The 15,860-nt window shown below is 60.2% G+C and carries 10 protein-coding genes; 6 read left to right on the top strand and 4 right to left on the bottom strand.

What is annotated here, in order from left to right; all coding sequences use genetic code 11:
• Positions 1-8: 8 nt before the first annotated feature.
• The 3 genes from DES53_RS22805 (at position 9) to DES53_RS22795 (ending at position 4,163) form a co-directional block, all read left to right on the top strand.
• Positions 9-2,183, top strand: coding sequence for a CehA/McbA family metallohydrolase domain-containing protein (locus DES53_RS22805; RefSeq protein WP_113960633.1), 2,175 nt, complete (start codon positions 9-11; stop codon positions 2,181-2,183).
• A 97-nt stretch (positions 2,184-2,280) separates the two neighbouring features.
• On the top strand, positions 2,281-3,129 hold the full coding sequence (locus DES53_RS22800) for a hypothetical protein (RefSeq protein ID WP_113960632.1): 849 nt from the start codon (positions 2,281-2,283) through the stop codon (positions 3,127-3,129).
• Between the two features lie 95 nt (positions 3,130-3,224).
• Positions 3,225-4,163, top strand: coding sequence for a GDP-L-fucose synthase family protein (locus tag DES53_RS22795; protein ID WP_113960631.1), 939 nt, complete (start codon positions 3,225-3,227; stop codon positions 4,161-4,163).
• A 160-nt stretch (positions 4,164-4,323) separates the two neighbouring features.
• Here DES53_RS22795 and mnmG read toward each other — a convergent pair whose 3' ends face one another.
• A complete protein-coding gene (gene mnmG / locus DES53_RS22790) occupies positions 4,324-6,222 on the bottom strand; it encodes a tRNA uridine-5-carboxymethylaminomethyl(34) synthesis enzyme MnmG (protein WP_113960630.1) in 1,899 nt (632 codons plus the stop codon).
• A gap of 239 nt (positions 6,223-6,461) precedes the next feature.
• Here mnmG and DES53_RS22785 point away from each other — a divergent pair, with 239 nt between their 5' ends.
• A complete protein-coding gene (locus DES53_RS22785) occupies positions 6,462-6,854 on the top strand; it encodes a DUF1801 domain-containing protein (protein ID WP_113960629.1) in 393 nt (130 codons plus the stop codon).
• Positions 6,855-6,874: 20 nt separating this feature from the next.
• Here the strand turns inward: DES53_RS22785 and DES53_RS22780 are convergent, their stop codons facing one another.
• Complete coding sequence (locus DES53_RS22780; protein ID WP_113960628.1) at positions 6,875-7,246, bottom strand: metallopeptidase family protein; 372 nt, start codon at positions 7,244-7,246, stop codon at positions 6,875-6,877.
• Positions 7,247-7,334: 88 nt separating this feature from the next.
• Here DES53_RS22780 and DES53_RS22775 point away from each other — a divergent pair, with 88 nt between their 5' ends.
• The gene (locus DES53_RS22775; RefSeq protein WP_113960627.1) at positions 7,335-8,765 is read left to right on the top strand and encodes a hypothetical protein; all 1,431 of its coding nucleotides are present in this window, start codon (positions 7,335-7,337) and stop codon (positions 8,763-8,765) included.
• A gap of 17 nt (positions 8,766-8,782) precedes the next feature.
• On the opposite strand, the gene DES53_RS22770 is transcribed toward DES53_RS22775, so the two are convergent.
• On the bottom strand, positions 8,783-9,076 hold the full coding sequence (locus DES53_RS22770) for a hypothetical protein (RefSeq protein WP_113960626.1): 294 nt from the start codon (positions 9,074-9,076) through the stop codon (positions 8,783-8,785).
• Between the two features lie 132 nt (positions 9,077-9,208).
• On the opposite strand from DES53_RS22770, the gene DES53_RS22765 reads away from it, so the two are divergent.
• Positions 9,209-9,943, top strand: coding sequence for a hypothetical protein (locus DES53_RS22765; RefSeq protein ID WP_113960625.1), 735 nt, complete (start codon positions 9,209-9,211; stop codon positions 9,941-9,943).
• A gap of 308 nt (positions 9,944-10,251) precedes the next feature.
• On the opposite strand, the gene uvrA is transcribed toward DES53_RS22765, so the two are convergent.
• Entirely contained in the window at positions 10,252-15,858 is a 5,607-nt protein-coding gene (gene uvrA / locus DES53_RS22760; RefSeq protein ID WP_113960624.1) for an excinuclease ABC subunit UvrA, read from the bottom strand.
• Positions 15,859-15,860 lie beyond the last annotated feature (2 nt).

The following is a 15,860-nucleotide window of genomic DNA, read 5'->3' as shown; positions in this document are numbered from 1 at the left end:
CACCAGTGATGACCTGCTACCAGCGTCTTTGTCTCTGGCTGAGCCTGGCATCCTGCGTGGGATGTGTCAGTGCCGCCTCTCCGGAACCGATCCGCATCGTGAAGGAAGAGAACCTCCTCCACGTGGCTTGCCCTACTGCGGATGGGAAGTTTCTGCATGTGAAGCTGAGGGAGGACGGGACCCCCCCAGTACTGGATTCCATCAGTTTCTCTAACGAGCGGGACACCGCCGGGGATCCCGTGATCCAGAAGATGGAACCGACGTTTTTCCTGAGTGTCGGTACACGTCAGGCGCCTCTGGGCCGCCCGCCCGAGATGGAGGTGTGGAATGTGTTTTTCGACAAGGTACATACGCGTCCGTATGACAGGCATGTGAGCACACGGAAGCCATCATCTGCCGTGCTCGAAGAAAAGCCCGACCGCGCCACGGTGCGCTATCCTGGAGTGACTATTGGCAAGTTCACCGGCGACTTGGTATTCACCTTTTATGCGGGGAGTGGTCTGATGCGCATAGAGGCGATTGTTTCCACGGATGAGGATCGGCGGGCGATCATCTATGACGCGGGATTGGTGGGTGAAGAGCATGGCCTCCAGCGCTTCGCATGGCACGAGGTGAATGCCAGCGAAGCTTTCTCGAGGCACGGGAGGACAAGCCAGATCTCCTGGGAAGAAGATTGGAAGACAAACCCTGATGGCACCGAGGCAGGCTGGCCGGACAGGTCTCTGGCGGCGCGGCATCGCATGATCGGCGCGCACAATGCTCATGGCGCGGTGGCATGTTTCCCTCCGCCCCATCAGTTCTTCTTTCCCAGGGACGCTACTCCGAATCTGAAATACATCTGGTGCGGGCGCGGCCACTATGAAAAGTCGGTACCGTTTGGGTTTGGAGTGCGCCAGTCACCGGATGGTGGCGGGGCGTTTGTGCCGTGGTTCAACGCACCTCCAGGCACCAAGCAGCGGCTCTCGTTCTTCCTCCTCGCGTCTCCGGGAAAGTGGGGTGATGCGTTGGAGGGCGCGTTGAAATACACACGCGGGGATCGCTTCGAGGCATTGCCGGGGCATGTCACTTTCACAAGCCACTATCATTTCGCGCATACGGTCGAAGTGATGAAATTGAAGGCAGAGGGGCGTGAGAAGATCCCGCTGCCGGACTTTGTTCTGATGTTCAAGGAGATGGGGGTCCAAGCGGTGCACCTCGGGGAATTCCATGGTGATGGACATCAGCAGGACCCGGGGCCCCTGCGCTTTCCTGAAATGCAGGCCATGTTTGATGAGTGCAAACGGATCTCGGATCATGAGCTTCTTGTAATTCCAGGTGAGGAAGTGAGTGGCTTTCTCGGCATCAAGGGGGAAGGCAAACATCCCGGCCACTGGATGCTCATGTTTCCCAAGCCGGTAATCTGGACGCAAAGGCGTGCCCCGGACCAGCCTTTCGAAGATCACGTGGAGCCCTTTGGCAAGGTGTACCGCGTTGCAGGTCGTGAGGACATGTTCGAGCTGCTCAAACGCGAAGGTGGTCTTGGGTGGACCGCCCATCCCCGCATCAAGGCCTCGAGCTGGACACCGGACGTTTTCAGACACGAAGATTTTTATCTTTCCGAGCACTGGCTCGGCGCCGCATGGAAGGCGATGCCCGCAGATCTCTCCCGGGAGCGCCTGGGTGAGCGATGCCTCCACCTGATGGACGACATGGCGAACTGGGGTCAGCGCAAGTACCTGCCGGGTGAGGTGGATGTCTTCAAGATCAATCCCACCCATGAGCTCTACGGACACATGAACATCAACTACCTGCGCCTGGAAAAACTTCCCCGGTACCAGGATGGTTGGCAGCCTGTCATGGATGTCTTGCGACGAGGCGCCTTCTTCACCACCACGGGTGAGGTGCTGATCCATGACTTCACCGTGGGTGGCAAACGAAGTGGTGAAACCTTTGCGATGCAGGAGAATGCGAAACCCAAGGTGGCCTTCGCTCTCTCCTGGACCTTTCCGCTTTCCTTTGTGGAACTGGTGAGTGGCGACGGGAAGGCGGTATTCCGGCACCGACTGGACAAGGCTGCCACGCGGGACTTTGGAAAGGCGATGGAGTCGATGGAGCTGGATCTCAAAGGCCGCCGTTGGGTAAGGCTTGAGGTGTGGGACATTGCGGGGAACGGCGCGTATTCCCAACCTGTCTGGCTTGAATGAGGATGAAGAAGTTTTGTCTTGGCATTGGCTAACGCCTCACGGTACGCTGACTCGAGGCTGCGCTGTTCGTCTGCGCCTCACCGGTGGATTCACAAGTATGTCGGCTGCAGCGATCAGATTGGTGTTGGCTTCCGTGTGGGTGGCTTTCTGGATCGGGTCCGCGTGGCTGGAGATGGGTCCGTATGCGTGGCTCGTGGAGATTCTGTTGAGTACTTGGAAAGAGTACAGCCTGTATACGACGTGGTTTTTATGCGGTATCGTGGGGCTCGCTCCCGTGGTACTCGCGTATCAGTGGAAACTGGTTCCCGGCAGGAATCTCTTTCCCAAGTTGATGACGGTAGTGGGCGCGGTGATCGTTGGTTTCGGGGGCTACTGCATCTGGGATTATGTGAGGGGAATGCGTACTCTCGCGGTCGCAGACATTGCTGCGATGGGTGAGGTGGCGGGTATCGTTCCGCGGGAGATCACCATTAAGGAGCTTCCGCGCTCGTTTGATTTCAGCCGCATGATGCAGTTCGGGGCGAAGTGGGAGTCGGAGGAGGAGGTGGTGGTCTCGGCGTATGTTCCTGCCAGGGCTGACCCGCAGAGTTCCGCGCCAGAGATGGTTTTTTTGCGCCTGAGTGAGGCGGAGAGGCGGGAGGTGATCAAGGAAGTGGACGAAGGAGGAAAGGATCCCAGTCGCGACAGCCGGCCCATTGAACTGGTGCGCGCCCAGACCAAGATCTACATGCGATACGGCGCACTGGGGTCGAGGTGGATGGTGGCCAGAGAACCACTGCCTTACATCGTCCGACGACGTATGAAGACTGAGCAAGTCCGCGCCTTGCCCATCGTCATCAGTTCGTATGAGGCGGGCAGGAGCGTCTGGCTGCAGAGAGGGATTGTAGCGTTGCTCGTAGGAGGAGCGTTGTTTTGGATCGGCATCCAGGACAGGAAGATCTGGTAGCTCATGTGCCTGAGCCGGCTTTGGGACTCGAACTGCGCTTTTGAGAACGCGTCGATCATTGACCATGAGGGTGAGACACTGCACTCTGGAGATCTATGAGTTTGGATCCCGCAGCCTCTGTGTTTGTCGCCGGCCATCGGGGCATGGTGGGCAGCGCTTTGGTGCGCGCCCTGGAGGCGCGGGGGCAGCACAAGATTCTCACCGCCGGTCGTGCGGAGCTTGATTTGTGTAATCAAGCGGCCGTTGAGGCATGGTTTGAGTCACAAAAACCTCAGGTTGTGGTAGTTGCGGCTGCGAAGGTGGGTGGGATTCATGCGAACTTCACCTATCCTGCCGAGTTTCTGTACGAGAATCTGATGATTGCAGCGAACTGCATCCATGCTGCCTATCGGCACGGCGTGCAGCGCTTGCTCTTTCTGGGCAGCTCCTGCATCTATCCTCGCGAGGCACCACAGCCGATGCGCGAAGAGGCTTTGCTCAGCAGTGAGCTGGAGCTGACGAATGAGGCCTACGCCATCGCGAAGATCGCGGGACTTAAGCTTTGCCAGTACTATCGCAAACAGTACGGCGTCCTCTTCCACTCGGCGATGCCGACCAACCTCTACGGGCCGGGCGACAACTACCATCCCGAGAACTCGCACGTGATCCCGGGACTCATTCGCCGCTTTCATGAGGCCAAGACTGGTGGTGCCGAGGCTGTCAGCGTCTGGGGCACCGGCTCTCCCCGCCGTGAGTTCCTGCATGCCGATGATTTGGCCGAGGGTTGCGTACACCTCCTAGGCGTGGAGAATCCGCCCGACTGGGTCAACATCGGCTGCGGCGAGGACATCACCATCCGTGCGCTGGCCGAACTGGTGAAGGATGTCGTCGGATTCGAGGGAGAGCTGAAGTTCGATTCCTCCAAACCCGATGGCACTCCTCGGAAACTGATGGAGACCAGCAAAATGAAAGCGCTGGGATGGCAGGCAAAGACACCACTGCGCGAAGGATTGGTCGAGGCTTACGAGTCCTTCCAGGCGGCACAAGATAACTGAGACGACAGTCTTTGGGAGCTGTGCACTGCAGGAGCCGTGCTCGGTGCCGGGATGCAGAACGTCTCGAGGTGTTCTCGCTTGATGAGGACCTCTGGAAGGGGTGCGACGCTTCTGTCAGCCAATTGCGGGCTTCGCTCCTGCTGGCCGACCAAGGTTGATGTTATTCTGCTGCCGGAGCAAGCTCTTCCCGCCCGGCTCCAGCCCGCTTCACCCACACCTGCACGACCGCGAGGTCGGATGGGGTCACGCCTTGGACGCGTGCTGCTTGACCGAAAGTTGCTGGCCTGAGCTGGGCCAGCTTGAGCTGGGCTTCGCGCTTCAGACTTTTAATCGCCGTATAGTCCACCCAGTCTGGAATGGGCTTGTCTTCCATGCGAGCCGCCTTCTCCACCTGCTCGTTCTGGCGGGCGATGTAGCCAGCGTACTTGATGTCGTTCTCGGCCAGACACCACAGTTCTTCTGAGAACTTGGAGCGAATCTCCACCGGCAGAGCGGACCAGGTATTTTCCGGTCGACGAACCCATTGCTCGAGGCGCGTGCTCTGATACGTCGTGCCGGCGAGCAAGGCGCGGAGCTCGGCTAGGCGCGTGGCCTTGTCGGAGGTATGCTGGGCACGGAAGGCATCGACCATGCCAAACTCAATCCCCTTCGGTGTGAGCCGCAGGTCGCAATTGTCCTGCCGCAGCAGCAGGCGGTACTCGGCCCGGCTGGTGAACATGCGGTAGGGCTCGGTGGTGCCCTTGGTCACGAGGTCGTCGACCATCACGCCGAGGTAAGCTTCGGAGCGCTTAAGGACGAACGCTGGCTTGCCCGCCACCTTGAGCGCGGCATTGGCACCCGCGAGCAGCCCCTGGCCAGCGGCTTCTTCGTAGCCGGAAGTGCCATTGATCTGGCCGGCGAAATACAGACCTCCCACCCTCTTCGTTTCGAGGGTTGGGTGGAGCTGGGTCGGCGGACAGTAATCGTACTCCACCGCGTAGCCGGGGCGGACGATCTCGGCATTCTCCAACCCCGCGATGCTGCGGATAAAGGCGAGCTGAACTTCGAACGGCAGGCTCGTGGAGACGCCGTTCACATAATACTCCTGGGTGTGGCGGCCTTCCGGTTCCAAGAAGATCTGGTGGCGATCCTTTTCCGCAAAACGAACTATCTTATCCTCAATGGAGGGGCAGTAGCGCGGGCCCACGCCTTCGATGACCCCACAGTACATCGGTGACTTGTCGAGGTTCGCCCGGATGATGTCGTGGGTGGTCTTGTTCGTGTAGGTGATCCAGCAGGGGGTCTGTTCCACGTGGAACATTTCACGCTGCCATCGGTTCAGGGTAAAAAGCTGGGTGTCGTCCGGCAGCACTCCACTGAGGTAGCTGAAACGTGGTGGCGGCTCGTCGCCCGGTTGCTGCTCGCACTTGCTCAGATCAATGCTCCGGCCGTTGAGACGACAGGGGGTGCCAGTCTTGAATCGTCGCACGTCGAAACCGAGGTGCTTGAGGCTGTCACTCAAGGTGGAGATGGAATCCCCCATACGCCCCCCGGCTTGGTTCTGTAGGCCCACATGGAGGAGTCCGCGCATGAAAGTCCCGGAGCTGATGACCACCGACCTCGCTCGATATATAATACCGAGGCTGGTACGGACGCCCACCACCTGGCCTCCTTCGACGAGGATCTCAGCGGCATTCCCCTGATGGAGGTCGAGGTTGGGTTGGTTTTCCACCAGCCACTTCATTCGGAACTGGTAGGCCTTTTTGTCGCACTGGGCACGGGGGGCCTGCACGCTGGGTCCCTTGGCCACATTGAGCATGCGGAATTGGATCCCTGTGGCGTCCGTGTTCAGACCCATCACCCCGCCGAGGGCGTCGATCTCCCGGACCATGTGTCCCTTGGCGAGACCCCCGATGGCAGGGTTGCAGGACATTTGGGTGATGGTGTCCAGGTTCTGGGTGAGGATGGCCGCTTGGGCACCAATGCGCGCGGCCGCCATGGCCGCCTCCACCCCTGCATGGCCGGCCCCACAGACAAGGACGTCGTAGGTCTTCGGGTAAGTATAGAGAGAGGAGGACATGGAAGAGGCGGCCAGAAAGATAGCACAGGGGGCAAAAGCCTGCCAAATGTTCCACGTGGAACACTTTTGGACCCCTATATATAGTGGTAGGAGGCCATTTTGAGGCACAACAGGTGCCATTTTCCGCCTAAAACGGGCGCAGAACCTCATTTGGTACCCGTTTTGGGTGCTTGCCGCGAGGCCGGATCGCGTCCTATCCTGCCTTCCTTCAGCTACCCCTACTCTCTATTGGTGTGGCCATGAAACGCGCCTCGAACGTCCCTAGCACCCCGGATGACTACGTCTCCAGCCTCACCGAGTGGCAACGCCCCTTGGTGGAGCGTCTGCGGAAGGTGACACGCAAAGCTGCTACCACTGCTACCACGGAATCCATCAAATGGGGCCACCTGGTCTACCATAGGAATGGCCCCGTGCTCCTCATCCGCGCAGAGGAAAAGAGGGTCCTCTTTGGCTTTTGGCGCGGGCAGCTGCTTCGGGAAATCGAGCCTCGCCTCAAACCCGGTGGGAAGTACGAGATGGCCACCCTCCAACTCAACGAAGGCGACACCATTTCTGATGCCAAGGTGAAGCGCCTCGTCCAGTCCGCTGTCGCCCTGAATATGGAGATGGGCGACCCCACGGACCTCAGCTAGCGAACTTGCTGGGGCAGACCTCAGCCGAGCCCCAGCGCTTCAATCTCTTCCTCTCCCCACCCCAGGTAGTGTCCCAGCTCGTGCAACCAGGTGATGCGCACTTCCTTCCGGTATTGGTGCTCGTCACCGCCCGCGTAGTCCCAGAGGTTGTCCAGAAAGAGGCGGATTCTCGGCATGTCGGCTGGGCCAGAAGGGAGAGGGTCCATGCGGCTGAACCCTTCGAAGAGTCCCAAAAGATCGTCCGCCAGGCCTTCGTCCTCTTCGACAGCGTCCACGATGTCTTCGTAGGTCACCAGACACTCATCGGATGCTTCCCTCACTTCCTCAGGAAGTTTGCCCCGGGCACGCTCCACTTCAGTCTCGGCCAAGCGAAGGAGTTTGGGGTGCGGCATGGGAAGCGAACGACGATTGAAAGAAAGTGACCCACCTTGGTCGAATAGACAAGCTCAGCCGCCAGCGACTCCACCTCGTACTCTCTCCATGCGCCTGCTCCCCGTTCTCCTCCTGCTTCTGGTCCTTCTCGCAGGGCGCTCTCCCCTCCTCCACGCAGCGGGCTTCAAGCCGGAGGGCTTCGGTGCCTCGTCCAAGGGTGGCACCGGCGGACAGGTCCTGACGGTCACCCGCCTCGACGATAACCCGAAGAAACCCGCGGCTGGCAGCCTGCGCTGGGCTCTGCGCCAGAAAGGGCCGCGCATCGTGAAGTTTGCCGTGAGCGGTACCATCACCTTGAGGGACCGGATTGAGATCAAAGAACCCTACCTCACGATCGATGGTTCGGACGCCCCCGGCGCTGGTGTTTGCATCCGGGGCGGTAGCCTCGAATTCAAACGCACCAACGACATCATCGTCCGCCATGTCCGGATCCGTCTTGGCGATGAGACCACCCTCCGAAAGGTCAAAGCCTCGAAGCGGGATCGACCGGTGAATTCGGACGGTCTGGATTGCATCGGCCTCACCGACTGCCGACGGGTGCTCTTCGACCACTGCTCGGTCTCGTGGAGCTGTGATGAGTTGTTTGGCATCACCCGGTGCCAAGATGTGACCATCCAATGGTGCATACTCGGTGAGCCGCTGGCGAACCCGATGATCCATCCCTATGGCGACAACCATGCCTTCGTGCTGAATTGCAGTGCCAGCACCCTCAGCCTGCATCACTGCCTGCTGGCGCGCTTCGTCATGCGCGGTCCCCAGTTCGAGTGCAACGACATGACACCGAAGAGCAAGTACACCGTGCGCATGGAGGCGGTGAATAATATCATCTTCGACTACGAGCGGAGCGGCTCCCGATACTCCACCGGCGTGGAGGAGAAGAACGGGGCGAGCAAGGGAAAGACCTTCCGTTTTCAGTTCCTGAACAATCTCTACATCACCTCCTCTTCAAAGGCGGTCGATATTGAGCCGATCGAAAAGCATGGCCATGGAGCCGATGTGCGCACCGGAGTGAAGGGAAACAAGGTGATTGCGCGTCCCGGGGCCAGGTCCACCGCCCCATCCAAGCCGAAACCGCTCATGCTGGATCACAAGGGCAATCCCCGCCCCAGACCGTCGAGGTCAGACCGGCATCTCGACACAACTCCCGACGCTGGGAGTGGCTATTGGGTTGCTGCGCTGATGACCGCGCGTCCGGTGACGTGGTCAGGGGGGCGCCCGCCTGCGGAAGTCGTGGAGGATCGACTCTTCGAAGCGCCGACTCCCGTCCGCATCGAGTCGGTAGAGACGGCGGCACAGCGAGTGCTGGCCGAGGCGGGTGTCCGCAGTCCGCTGGATGCGGTGGATGCGAGATTGATCACGGATGTGACCATGCTGCGGTTTGCTCCTCCCCTCACCTCGCAGAAAGATGTCGGCGGCTGGCCTGATCTCGATGCCAAACGTGCGCCCAGGCTCGGCGTGATCCTCATGCCGGGGAACTAGCCGCTACTCGCCCGCTCTCAGCGAACGAAGGCAACGTGGTCCGTGCTCGCCTCAGCTGGAGGCACGGGTGCATTCTCGGGCAATGCCCCGCGTTGCAACTCGGCTTCACGGGCGCGCTCAATCTCGCCTGCGTCGAGGCGGAGCGGCTCGGCCTTTGCATCTGCGGAGAGTCGGCCCACGGATCTGCCCATCGCCTGGATCATGCGGTTGGCTCCATCCAGTGGATTGGCCATCTGGCCCATGTTCTGGCAACCGGTGAGAGTCAGGGAGGCGCAGGCGAAAAGAAAAAGGCAGGCAGCACGCAGGATCATCTGAGCCGGTGTATCACACGCGCCGTCTTCTGGGAAGCCGCAAAAACGTCATCGAACAAAAGAGATGGCTTTCCCGTCTGAACATATTCAGCACTTCCCCACATCAACCAACCCTGCTAGTCTCCCCCTGCTATGAACCCCCGCTTCCGCTCCGTGTTCGTTGCTGCCGCCGCGCTCAGCTTTCTGGCTGGCTCCCTCGTGCAGACCCAGGCCCAACAGGGTCGTTCCCGGCTCGGAAGCAACACGGAACCCGGCTCGCTCTATATTGAGGACATTCTCCCCAAGCCTGTCCGGCTGAATGTGGCGGGCGACTCGGTCATTTATTACCAGATCGATATGCAGCGTCCGCTGGGCCAAATGGCGCTCGGCACCTCGGTGCAGCTCGTGGCGATGACGGATACCAGCTATAAGGTCCGTGGGCGCGCCCGCCATGGCGATGTGGCCGGTTGGATGCGGAAAGAAGACCTGAAGTCTGCAGACCCCCAGCTCTATGACAAGCTGAAGGCCTTCTATGATCGCCAGAAGAAGGTCGATGAACTCATCGCGAACCGCCAGGTGGCGTTGGGTATGACCAATGTCGAAGTGGAACAGTCCCTGGGCCGGCCCACACGCAAGTCCTCCAAGATCTCCGCTGCTGGTCGTGAAGAAGTGCTGGAATACAGCATCTTCGACAAGGTTCCGCAAATCACCACTGGTCGCGATGCCGCGGGCAACCTCGTGCAGACCACCATCTATGTGAAGGTCGAAGTCGGCCGCCTGACCATCGGTTTCCAGAATGGCGCCGTGAGTGAAATCAACGAGACCATGGGCAATCCCCTCGGAACCGGTGGCGTGAAGATCGTGCCGGGGCCGATCACGGTGTTTTGAGTGGTATATCAGGGTATAGCATGGTGTATCATGCCAGCTTGTTCAGTTGGCGCGATTGCATTGCCAGGGAATCGCGGCGTAATCGTCTTATGGGAGGTGGCAGGCTGCCGTATTCCTGGAGGTTAGGGCTTCTGCCCTGACTGTGGGCGTTGGGTCTTCCGACCCGACAGCTGCAGGCCACCCACCGCGCACGCTCCCTGGGACCGTTCTTGCCACTGCATTGATCGGGTGATCATGTGGGCAAGGCACGCCATCAACGTCGGACCGGAAGGTCCAACGTCCGCTGTCAGGGCGGAAGCCCTAACCTCCTATTTGAGCAACGCCTTCAAGAACACCCCCGTCCTGCTCCCCTTCACCTTCGCCACCTGCTCCGGTGTCCCTGTGGCCACGACCTTGCCGCCGTGTTCGCCGGCTTCGGGGCCGATGTCGATCAGGTAATCTGCTTCCGCCATGACATCGAGATGGTGCTCGATGACGATCACGGTGTGACCTTCGTTCACCAGTCGGTGGAGAATCTCGATCAATCGGACGACATCATGGTGATGCAGGCCGATGGTCGGTTCCTCGATCAGGTAAAGATTCCGCTTGGTGGTTTTCAGACCACGCATCTTCTCCGTGACCGTGCGGCCCTGGCCGGCGTTGAGTTCCGTGACCAACTTGAGTCGCTGAGCCTCGCCACCACTTAGCGTGGGACTTGGCTGGCCAAGCTGCAAATATCCCAACCCCGTCTCCGCCAGCAACGCGAGCGGACGGGCGATGCGCGGGATGCTCGCGAAGAAGTCCGCCGCCTCCGCGATGTTCATGCGCAACACATCGCCGATGTGTTTGCCATTGTACTCGATTTCGAGCGTGGCGCTGTTGAAACGAAGACCGTGGCACACTTCGCAATGCACGCGTGTGGTTGGCAGGAAGTTCATCTCCACCTTCACCTCACCATTGCCGCCGCAGTTCTCACAGCGGCCGCCTTCGGTGTTGAAGGAGAAACGTCCCGCTTCATAACCCCGCGCACGCGCCGCCGGGACCTGGGCGAAGAGCTTGCGGATGTCATCCAGCACACCGACGTAGGTCGCGGGACAGGAGCGTGAAGTTTTTCCAATGGGTGACTGATCCACCTCATACACCGCCGCGATCTGATCCACGCCGTGCACGGAGGTCCACATCTTCTTCTCGCCGTTCTTTGTCTTGCGGCCTTTCTTCTTCGCATTGGCCAGCTCCTCCTTCACGGCGGGATGCAGCACGGCGCGCATGAGCGAGCTCTTGCCACTGCCGCTCACGCCGGTGATGACGGTGAGTCCGCCGAAGGGAATGCTCACGTCGACTTTGCGCAGGTTGTTCGCCGTAGCGCCTTTCAGGGTGAGCCAACCACTGGCGTCGTTCTTCTTCGGCAGTGGACGGCGTCTGCCGTGCAGAGGATGCTGCATGACTTCGCGCAATGCTCTGCCGGTGACTGAATCCTCGTGCTTGGAGATCTCATCGAGATTTCCCACAGCCACGACCTGACCTCCAAAGCGTCCGGCGCCGGGGCCGAGGTCGATGATGGTATCCGCGCGGCGCATCGTGTCCTCGTCGTGTTCCACTACGAGCAGCGAGTTGCCCTTGTCACGCAGTGCGGAGAGGGTGTTGAGCAGGCGCTCGTTGTCGCGCGGATGCAGACCGATGGTGGGCTCATCCAAGACATAGAGCACGCCGCGCAGATTCGAGCCAAGCTGGGAGGCAAGACGGATGCGCTGCGCCTCACCACCGCTCAAAGTGTCAGCGCTGCGGTTAAGTTGGAGATATCCCAGGCCAACCTCCTGCATGAAGAGCAGGCGCTGGGTGATCTCCTTCATGATGTCGCGCGAAATCTCTGCCTGCAGTCCGGTGAACTTCAGCTTCGTCACCACATCGGACGCACGTTCCGCGGACAGCTCGGCGATCTGTTCGAGATGGATGCCCTGCACTTGCACCGCGCGCGCGACGGGATTCATGCGAGAACCATGGCAGGAGGGACATTGCGCGACGCCGTGCTCCGCGCTGTCGAAGCGGCGTTCTTCTTCCATCTCCACTTCGAGCTGGGAGACATCGTCACGCCGCTCTTCATTCGATGAAGCGCCTTCGGTCACGACGCCGAAGCCGCGGCAGGACTTGCACCAGCCATGAGGGCTGTTGAAGGAGAAGAGGCGCGGGTCGAGTTCTTCGAAGCTCATGCCGCAGTGCGGGCAGCTCATCTCGGTGTTGAGCACGCGGATGGACTTGTCCTGCAGGCGCACCTTGATCATGCCCTTGCCGAGCTTCAGCGCCTTTTCAATCAAGGGCCGCAACGCAAGAGCGCGAGCACCCCTTTCAAACTTGCCCAACACTGCGTCGATGGTGTGCTCCTTGAAGCGTTCCAGGCGCTTGAAGTTCGCCGTATCGCGGAAGTCGCCGTCCACGAGCAGCGTCTGGATGCCTTGCTTGCGAGCGAACTCAGCCACCTCGGTGTGGAAGCCCTTTCGCGCCTTGATCAGCGGGGCCATGATGTGCAGCGGGGATTTCTTCGCGAGATCCTCCACGGCCTTTACCACCGAACTGATGCTTTGCTTCTCCACGGGGATGCTGCAGTTCGGACAATACTGCGTGCCGCACTTGGCGAAGAGGAGTCTCAGGAAATGATACACCTCCGTGACCGTGGCCACGGTGCTCTTGCCGCTGCCGCGGGAGACGCGTTGCTCGATGGCAACGGTCGGGGGGACACCGGCGATGAGGTCCACATCCGGCTTCTCCATCTGCTCCACAAAGGTGCGCGCAAAGACAGACATGCTGTCCAGGAAACGGCGCTGACCTTCCGCAAAGATCAGATCGAAGGCGAGTGACGATTTGCCGCTGCCGCTCAGTCCTGTTACCACCACGAGCTGATCGCGTGGGATGTCGAGATTGAAGTTTTTGAGGTTGTGCTCACGTGCGCCACGAATGGAGATCCCGTTCTTCGAGAGGGCGAGTCCCTTGCCGTAGGCGGCTTCATCATCACGCACCACACCACCGCTGTTGGCATCCGCGATTTCATAGGTGGATCTGGCATCGCCATTCAAGGCGTCACGCAAGTACTTGCCGGTCCACGACTTCTCAGATGCTGCCACCTGCTCTGGAGTACCGGCAATCACCAGATCCCCACCAGCCGAGCCTGCTTCAGGTCCGAGATCGATGATCCAGTCCGCGCATTTGATGACCTCGGTGTTGTGCTCGATCACCAGGATGCTGTGACCTTCGTCGGTGAGTCGTTGCAGAAGCTTGATGAGCAGCGCGATGTCATCGAAATGCAACCCTGTGGTCGGTTCATCCAGGAGGAAGAGTGTCTTCTTGTCCGTCGATGACGGTTCCAGCAGATGGCCGATGAGCTTCAGGCGCTGGGCCTCGCCACCACTCAGCGTGTTGAGCGGCTGGCCGAGCCTCAGATATCCAAGCCCGGCTTCCTGCAGGAGTCGCAGGGAGACCAGCACGTTCGCTGCCTTCTTCGACCCGATGCCGGCGAAGAATTCCGCGGCCTCATCGATGGTCATGCCCAGCACCTCGTTGATGTTCTTTCCCTGCAGCAGGATGCGCAGGGCGTGCGGCTGGTAGCGTTTGCCCTCGCACTCCGGACAGGTCACATACAGATCGCTGAGGAACTGCATCTCGATCTTCTCATACCCATTCCCCCAGCATCGTTCGCATCGGCCATCACCGCTGTTGAAGCTGAAAAAGCCCGGCGTGATGCCCTCCGATTTCGCATCCTCGGTTTCCGCGAAGAGCTGGCGAATCGCGTCAAACGCGCCCACGTACACGGCTGGTGTGCTGCGAGGCGTGCGTGCGAGCGGGCTCTGGTCCACCATCACCACCGTGCCGACCTTGTCGCCTCCGTCGACGGACTTCACGCGGCCCGGTTCTTCTTCGATGCTTTCGCCACGCTGGCGCATCAGGTTGCGATACAGCACGTCATGGACCAGCGTGCTCTTGCCGCTGCCGCTCACACCAGTCACACAGCACAGGACGCCGAGTGGGATCTCCACGCTGAGCCTTTTGAGATTGTGCTGCTGGGCGTTGACGATCTTGATGGCCTGCCCACGCGCCGGTGTACGACGCTTCTTCGGAACGGGAATGCTCTTCCTGCCGAACAGATAGTCGCCCGTGAGCGTGCCATGGGTTTTCTTGAGTGAGGAGAGTGGACCGTGGAAGACGAGTTCTCCACCCTTCTCACCGCGGCCGGGTCCGATTTCCACGAGGTTGTCCGCCGCACGCATCACGGCCTCTTCGTGCTCCACGACGAGCAAGGTGTTGCCCTTATCGCGCAGGCCTTCCATCACGCCGATGAGCTTGCCGATGTCGCGTGGATGCAGACCGATGCTCGGTTCATCCAGTACGAAGAGTGTGTTCACCAGCGAGGCGCCGAGACACGTGGTGAGATTAACGCGTTGCAGTTCACCCCCGCTCAGCGTGCGCGTCTGGCGATCCAGATCCAGATAGCCAAGGCCGGCGCGCTCCATGTAGCTCAGGCGTGAGGCGATCTCATCGCGCAGCATCCTGGCTGCCCGGTCGCCTTCCACGACATCGAGATTTCTCACCGTGGGCAGCAGCACATTTACGGGCATCTTCCAGAAGTCCGCGATCGTCCTGCCGGCGACGCGATAATAATACGCCTCCTTCTTCAGGCGGCCGCCATTGCACTCGCTGCATTCCGTGTATGCGCGGTAGCGGCTGAGGAACACACGCACGTGCATCTTGTACGCGCGGGATTCCTGCCACTTGAAGAAGCCGCGAATGCCATACCACTCGCCGGTCTTGTACGCTTCTTCGGGATCTGCATTGTCGCCTTCGATGAGCCAGTTGCGATCTTCCTCGCTGAATTGATCAAAGGGCAGATTCAAATCCACCTTCCGTGCTCGCGCGCAGCGTTCCAGATCCGTCTGGCACTCGCTGTAGGTTTCACCGGCGAAGGGACGCACCAGGCCATCACGGATGCTGAGCGACTCATCCGGAATCGCCTTGCGCCAGTCGATGCCCAGAGTCTTTCCAAAACCACGGCACGCAGGGCAGGCGCCGATGGGATTGTTGAAGCTGAAAAGCCCCGGCGTGGGTTCGGGCAGCTTGAGATCGCAATCGGCGCACCTCCAGTCTGTGGAAAAATTCAGGTGCTGTTGTTGGGAAGGAGATCCATTCCCGCCTTTGCCGAGGATGGCCACGCTCATCGTGCCCTTGCCGTAGCGCAGCGCAGCTTCGATGGCTTCGGTCAGACGCATCCGGCTCGCGGGTTCCAGCGTCACACGATCCTGCACCACCGGCACCACGGCAGGCAGCTTGCGTTTGCCAAACGATGCGGGCTCGTCCGTGCGAACCACGTCGCCATAGAGCAGCACGCGCACATAGCCCTGACTCTGCAGGAAGGCGAAGAAGTCCTCCACGCTCGACTTCGCCGGTACCGCCACGCCGAAGAGTATCAGCGCCGTCTTGCCCGCATGCTCCTTGAGCAAAGTCTGCTGAATGCTTTCCGGTGACTCCGGTCGCACGGGCCTGCCGCACTCCGGGCACGAGCCTTCCGCCAGGCGGGGGAAAAGCATCTTCAGGTAGTCATTGATCTCCGTGATGGTCCCCACCGTGGAGCGCGTGGAGCGGATGTTGTTCACCTGCTCAATGGCGATGGCCGGGGGAATGCCGTGAATGGCATCGACCTCCGGCTTGTCCATCCGCTCGAAGAACTGCCGCGTGTACGGGGAGAATGTTTCCACATACCGCCGCTGGCCTTCCGCGTAGATGGTGTCGAAGGCCAGGGAGGACTTCCCCGAACCGCTCGGTCCCGTGATGACATTCAGTTTCCCGAGGGGCAGATCGAGGTCGAACCCCTTGAGGTTGTTCTGCCGTACCCCGCAGATGTGGATGTGGTTGTCAGTGACAGGGGCAGCGGACTTCGGGGGGCGGGCAGACATCG

Origin of the sequence: Roseimicrobium gellanilyticum, assembly GCF_003315205.1 — a bacterium.
Classification (GTDB): Bacteria; Verrucomicrobiota; Verrucomicrobiia; order Verrucomicrobiales; family Verrucomicrobiaceae; genus Roseimicrobium; species Roseimicrobium gellanilyticum.
This window is presented reverse-complemented; position numbering and strand designations above follow the sequence as displayed.

What these genes read in the sequence shown, in the direction of transcription:
- DES53_RS22805 (WP_113960633.1), top strand. Translation starts at nt 9, where the DNA reads ATGACCTGCTACCAGCGTCTTTGTCTCTGGCTGAGCCTGGCATCCTGC.
- DES53_RS22800 (WP_113960632.1), top strand. Translation starts at nt 2,281, where the DNA reads ATGTCGGCTGCAGCGATCAGATTGGTGTTGGCTTCCGTGTGGGTGGCT.
- DES53_RS22795 (WP_113960631.1), top strand. Translation starts at nt 3,225, where the DNA reads ATGAGTTTGGATCCCGCAGCCTCTGTGTTTGTCGCCGGCCATCGGGGC.
- mnmG (WP_113960630.1), bottom strand. Translation starts at nt 6,222, where the DNA reads ATGTCCTCCTCTCTCTATACTTACCCGAAGACCTACGACGTCCTTGTC.
- DES53_RS22785 (WP_113960629.1), top strand. Translation starts at nt 6,462, where the DNA reads ATGAAACGCGCCTCGAACGTCCCTAGCACCCCGGATGACTACGTCTCC.
- DES53_RS22780 (WP_113960628.1), bottom strand. Translation starts at nt 7,246, where the DNA reads ATGCCGCACCCCAAACTCCTTCGCTTGGCCGAGACTGAAGTGGAGCGT.
- DES53_RS22775 (WP_113960627.1), top strand. Translation starts at nt 7,335, where the DNA reads ATGCGCCTGCTCCCCGTTCTCCTCCTGCTTCTGGTCCTTCTCGCAGGG.
- DES53_RS22770 (WP_113960626.1), bottom strand. Translation starts at nt 9,076, where the DNA reads ATGATCCTGCGTGCTGCCTGCCTTTTTCTTTTCGCCTGCGCCTCCCTG.
- DES53_RS22765 (WP_113960625.1), top strand. Translation starts at nt 9,209, where the DNA reads ATGAACCCCCGCTTCCGCTCCGTGTTCGTTGCTGCCGCCGCGCTCAGC.
- uvrA (WP_113960624.1), bottom strand. Translation starts at nt 15,858, where the DNA reads ATGTCTGCCCGCCCCCCGAAGTCCGCTGCCCCTGTCACTGACAACCAC.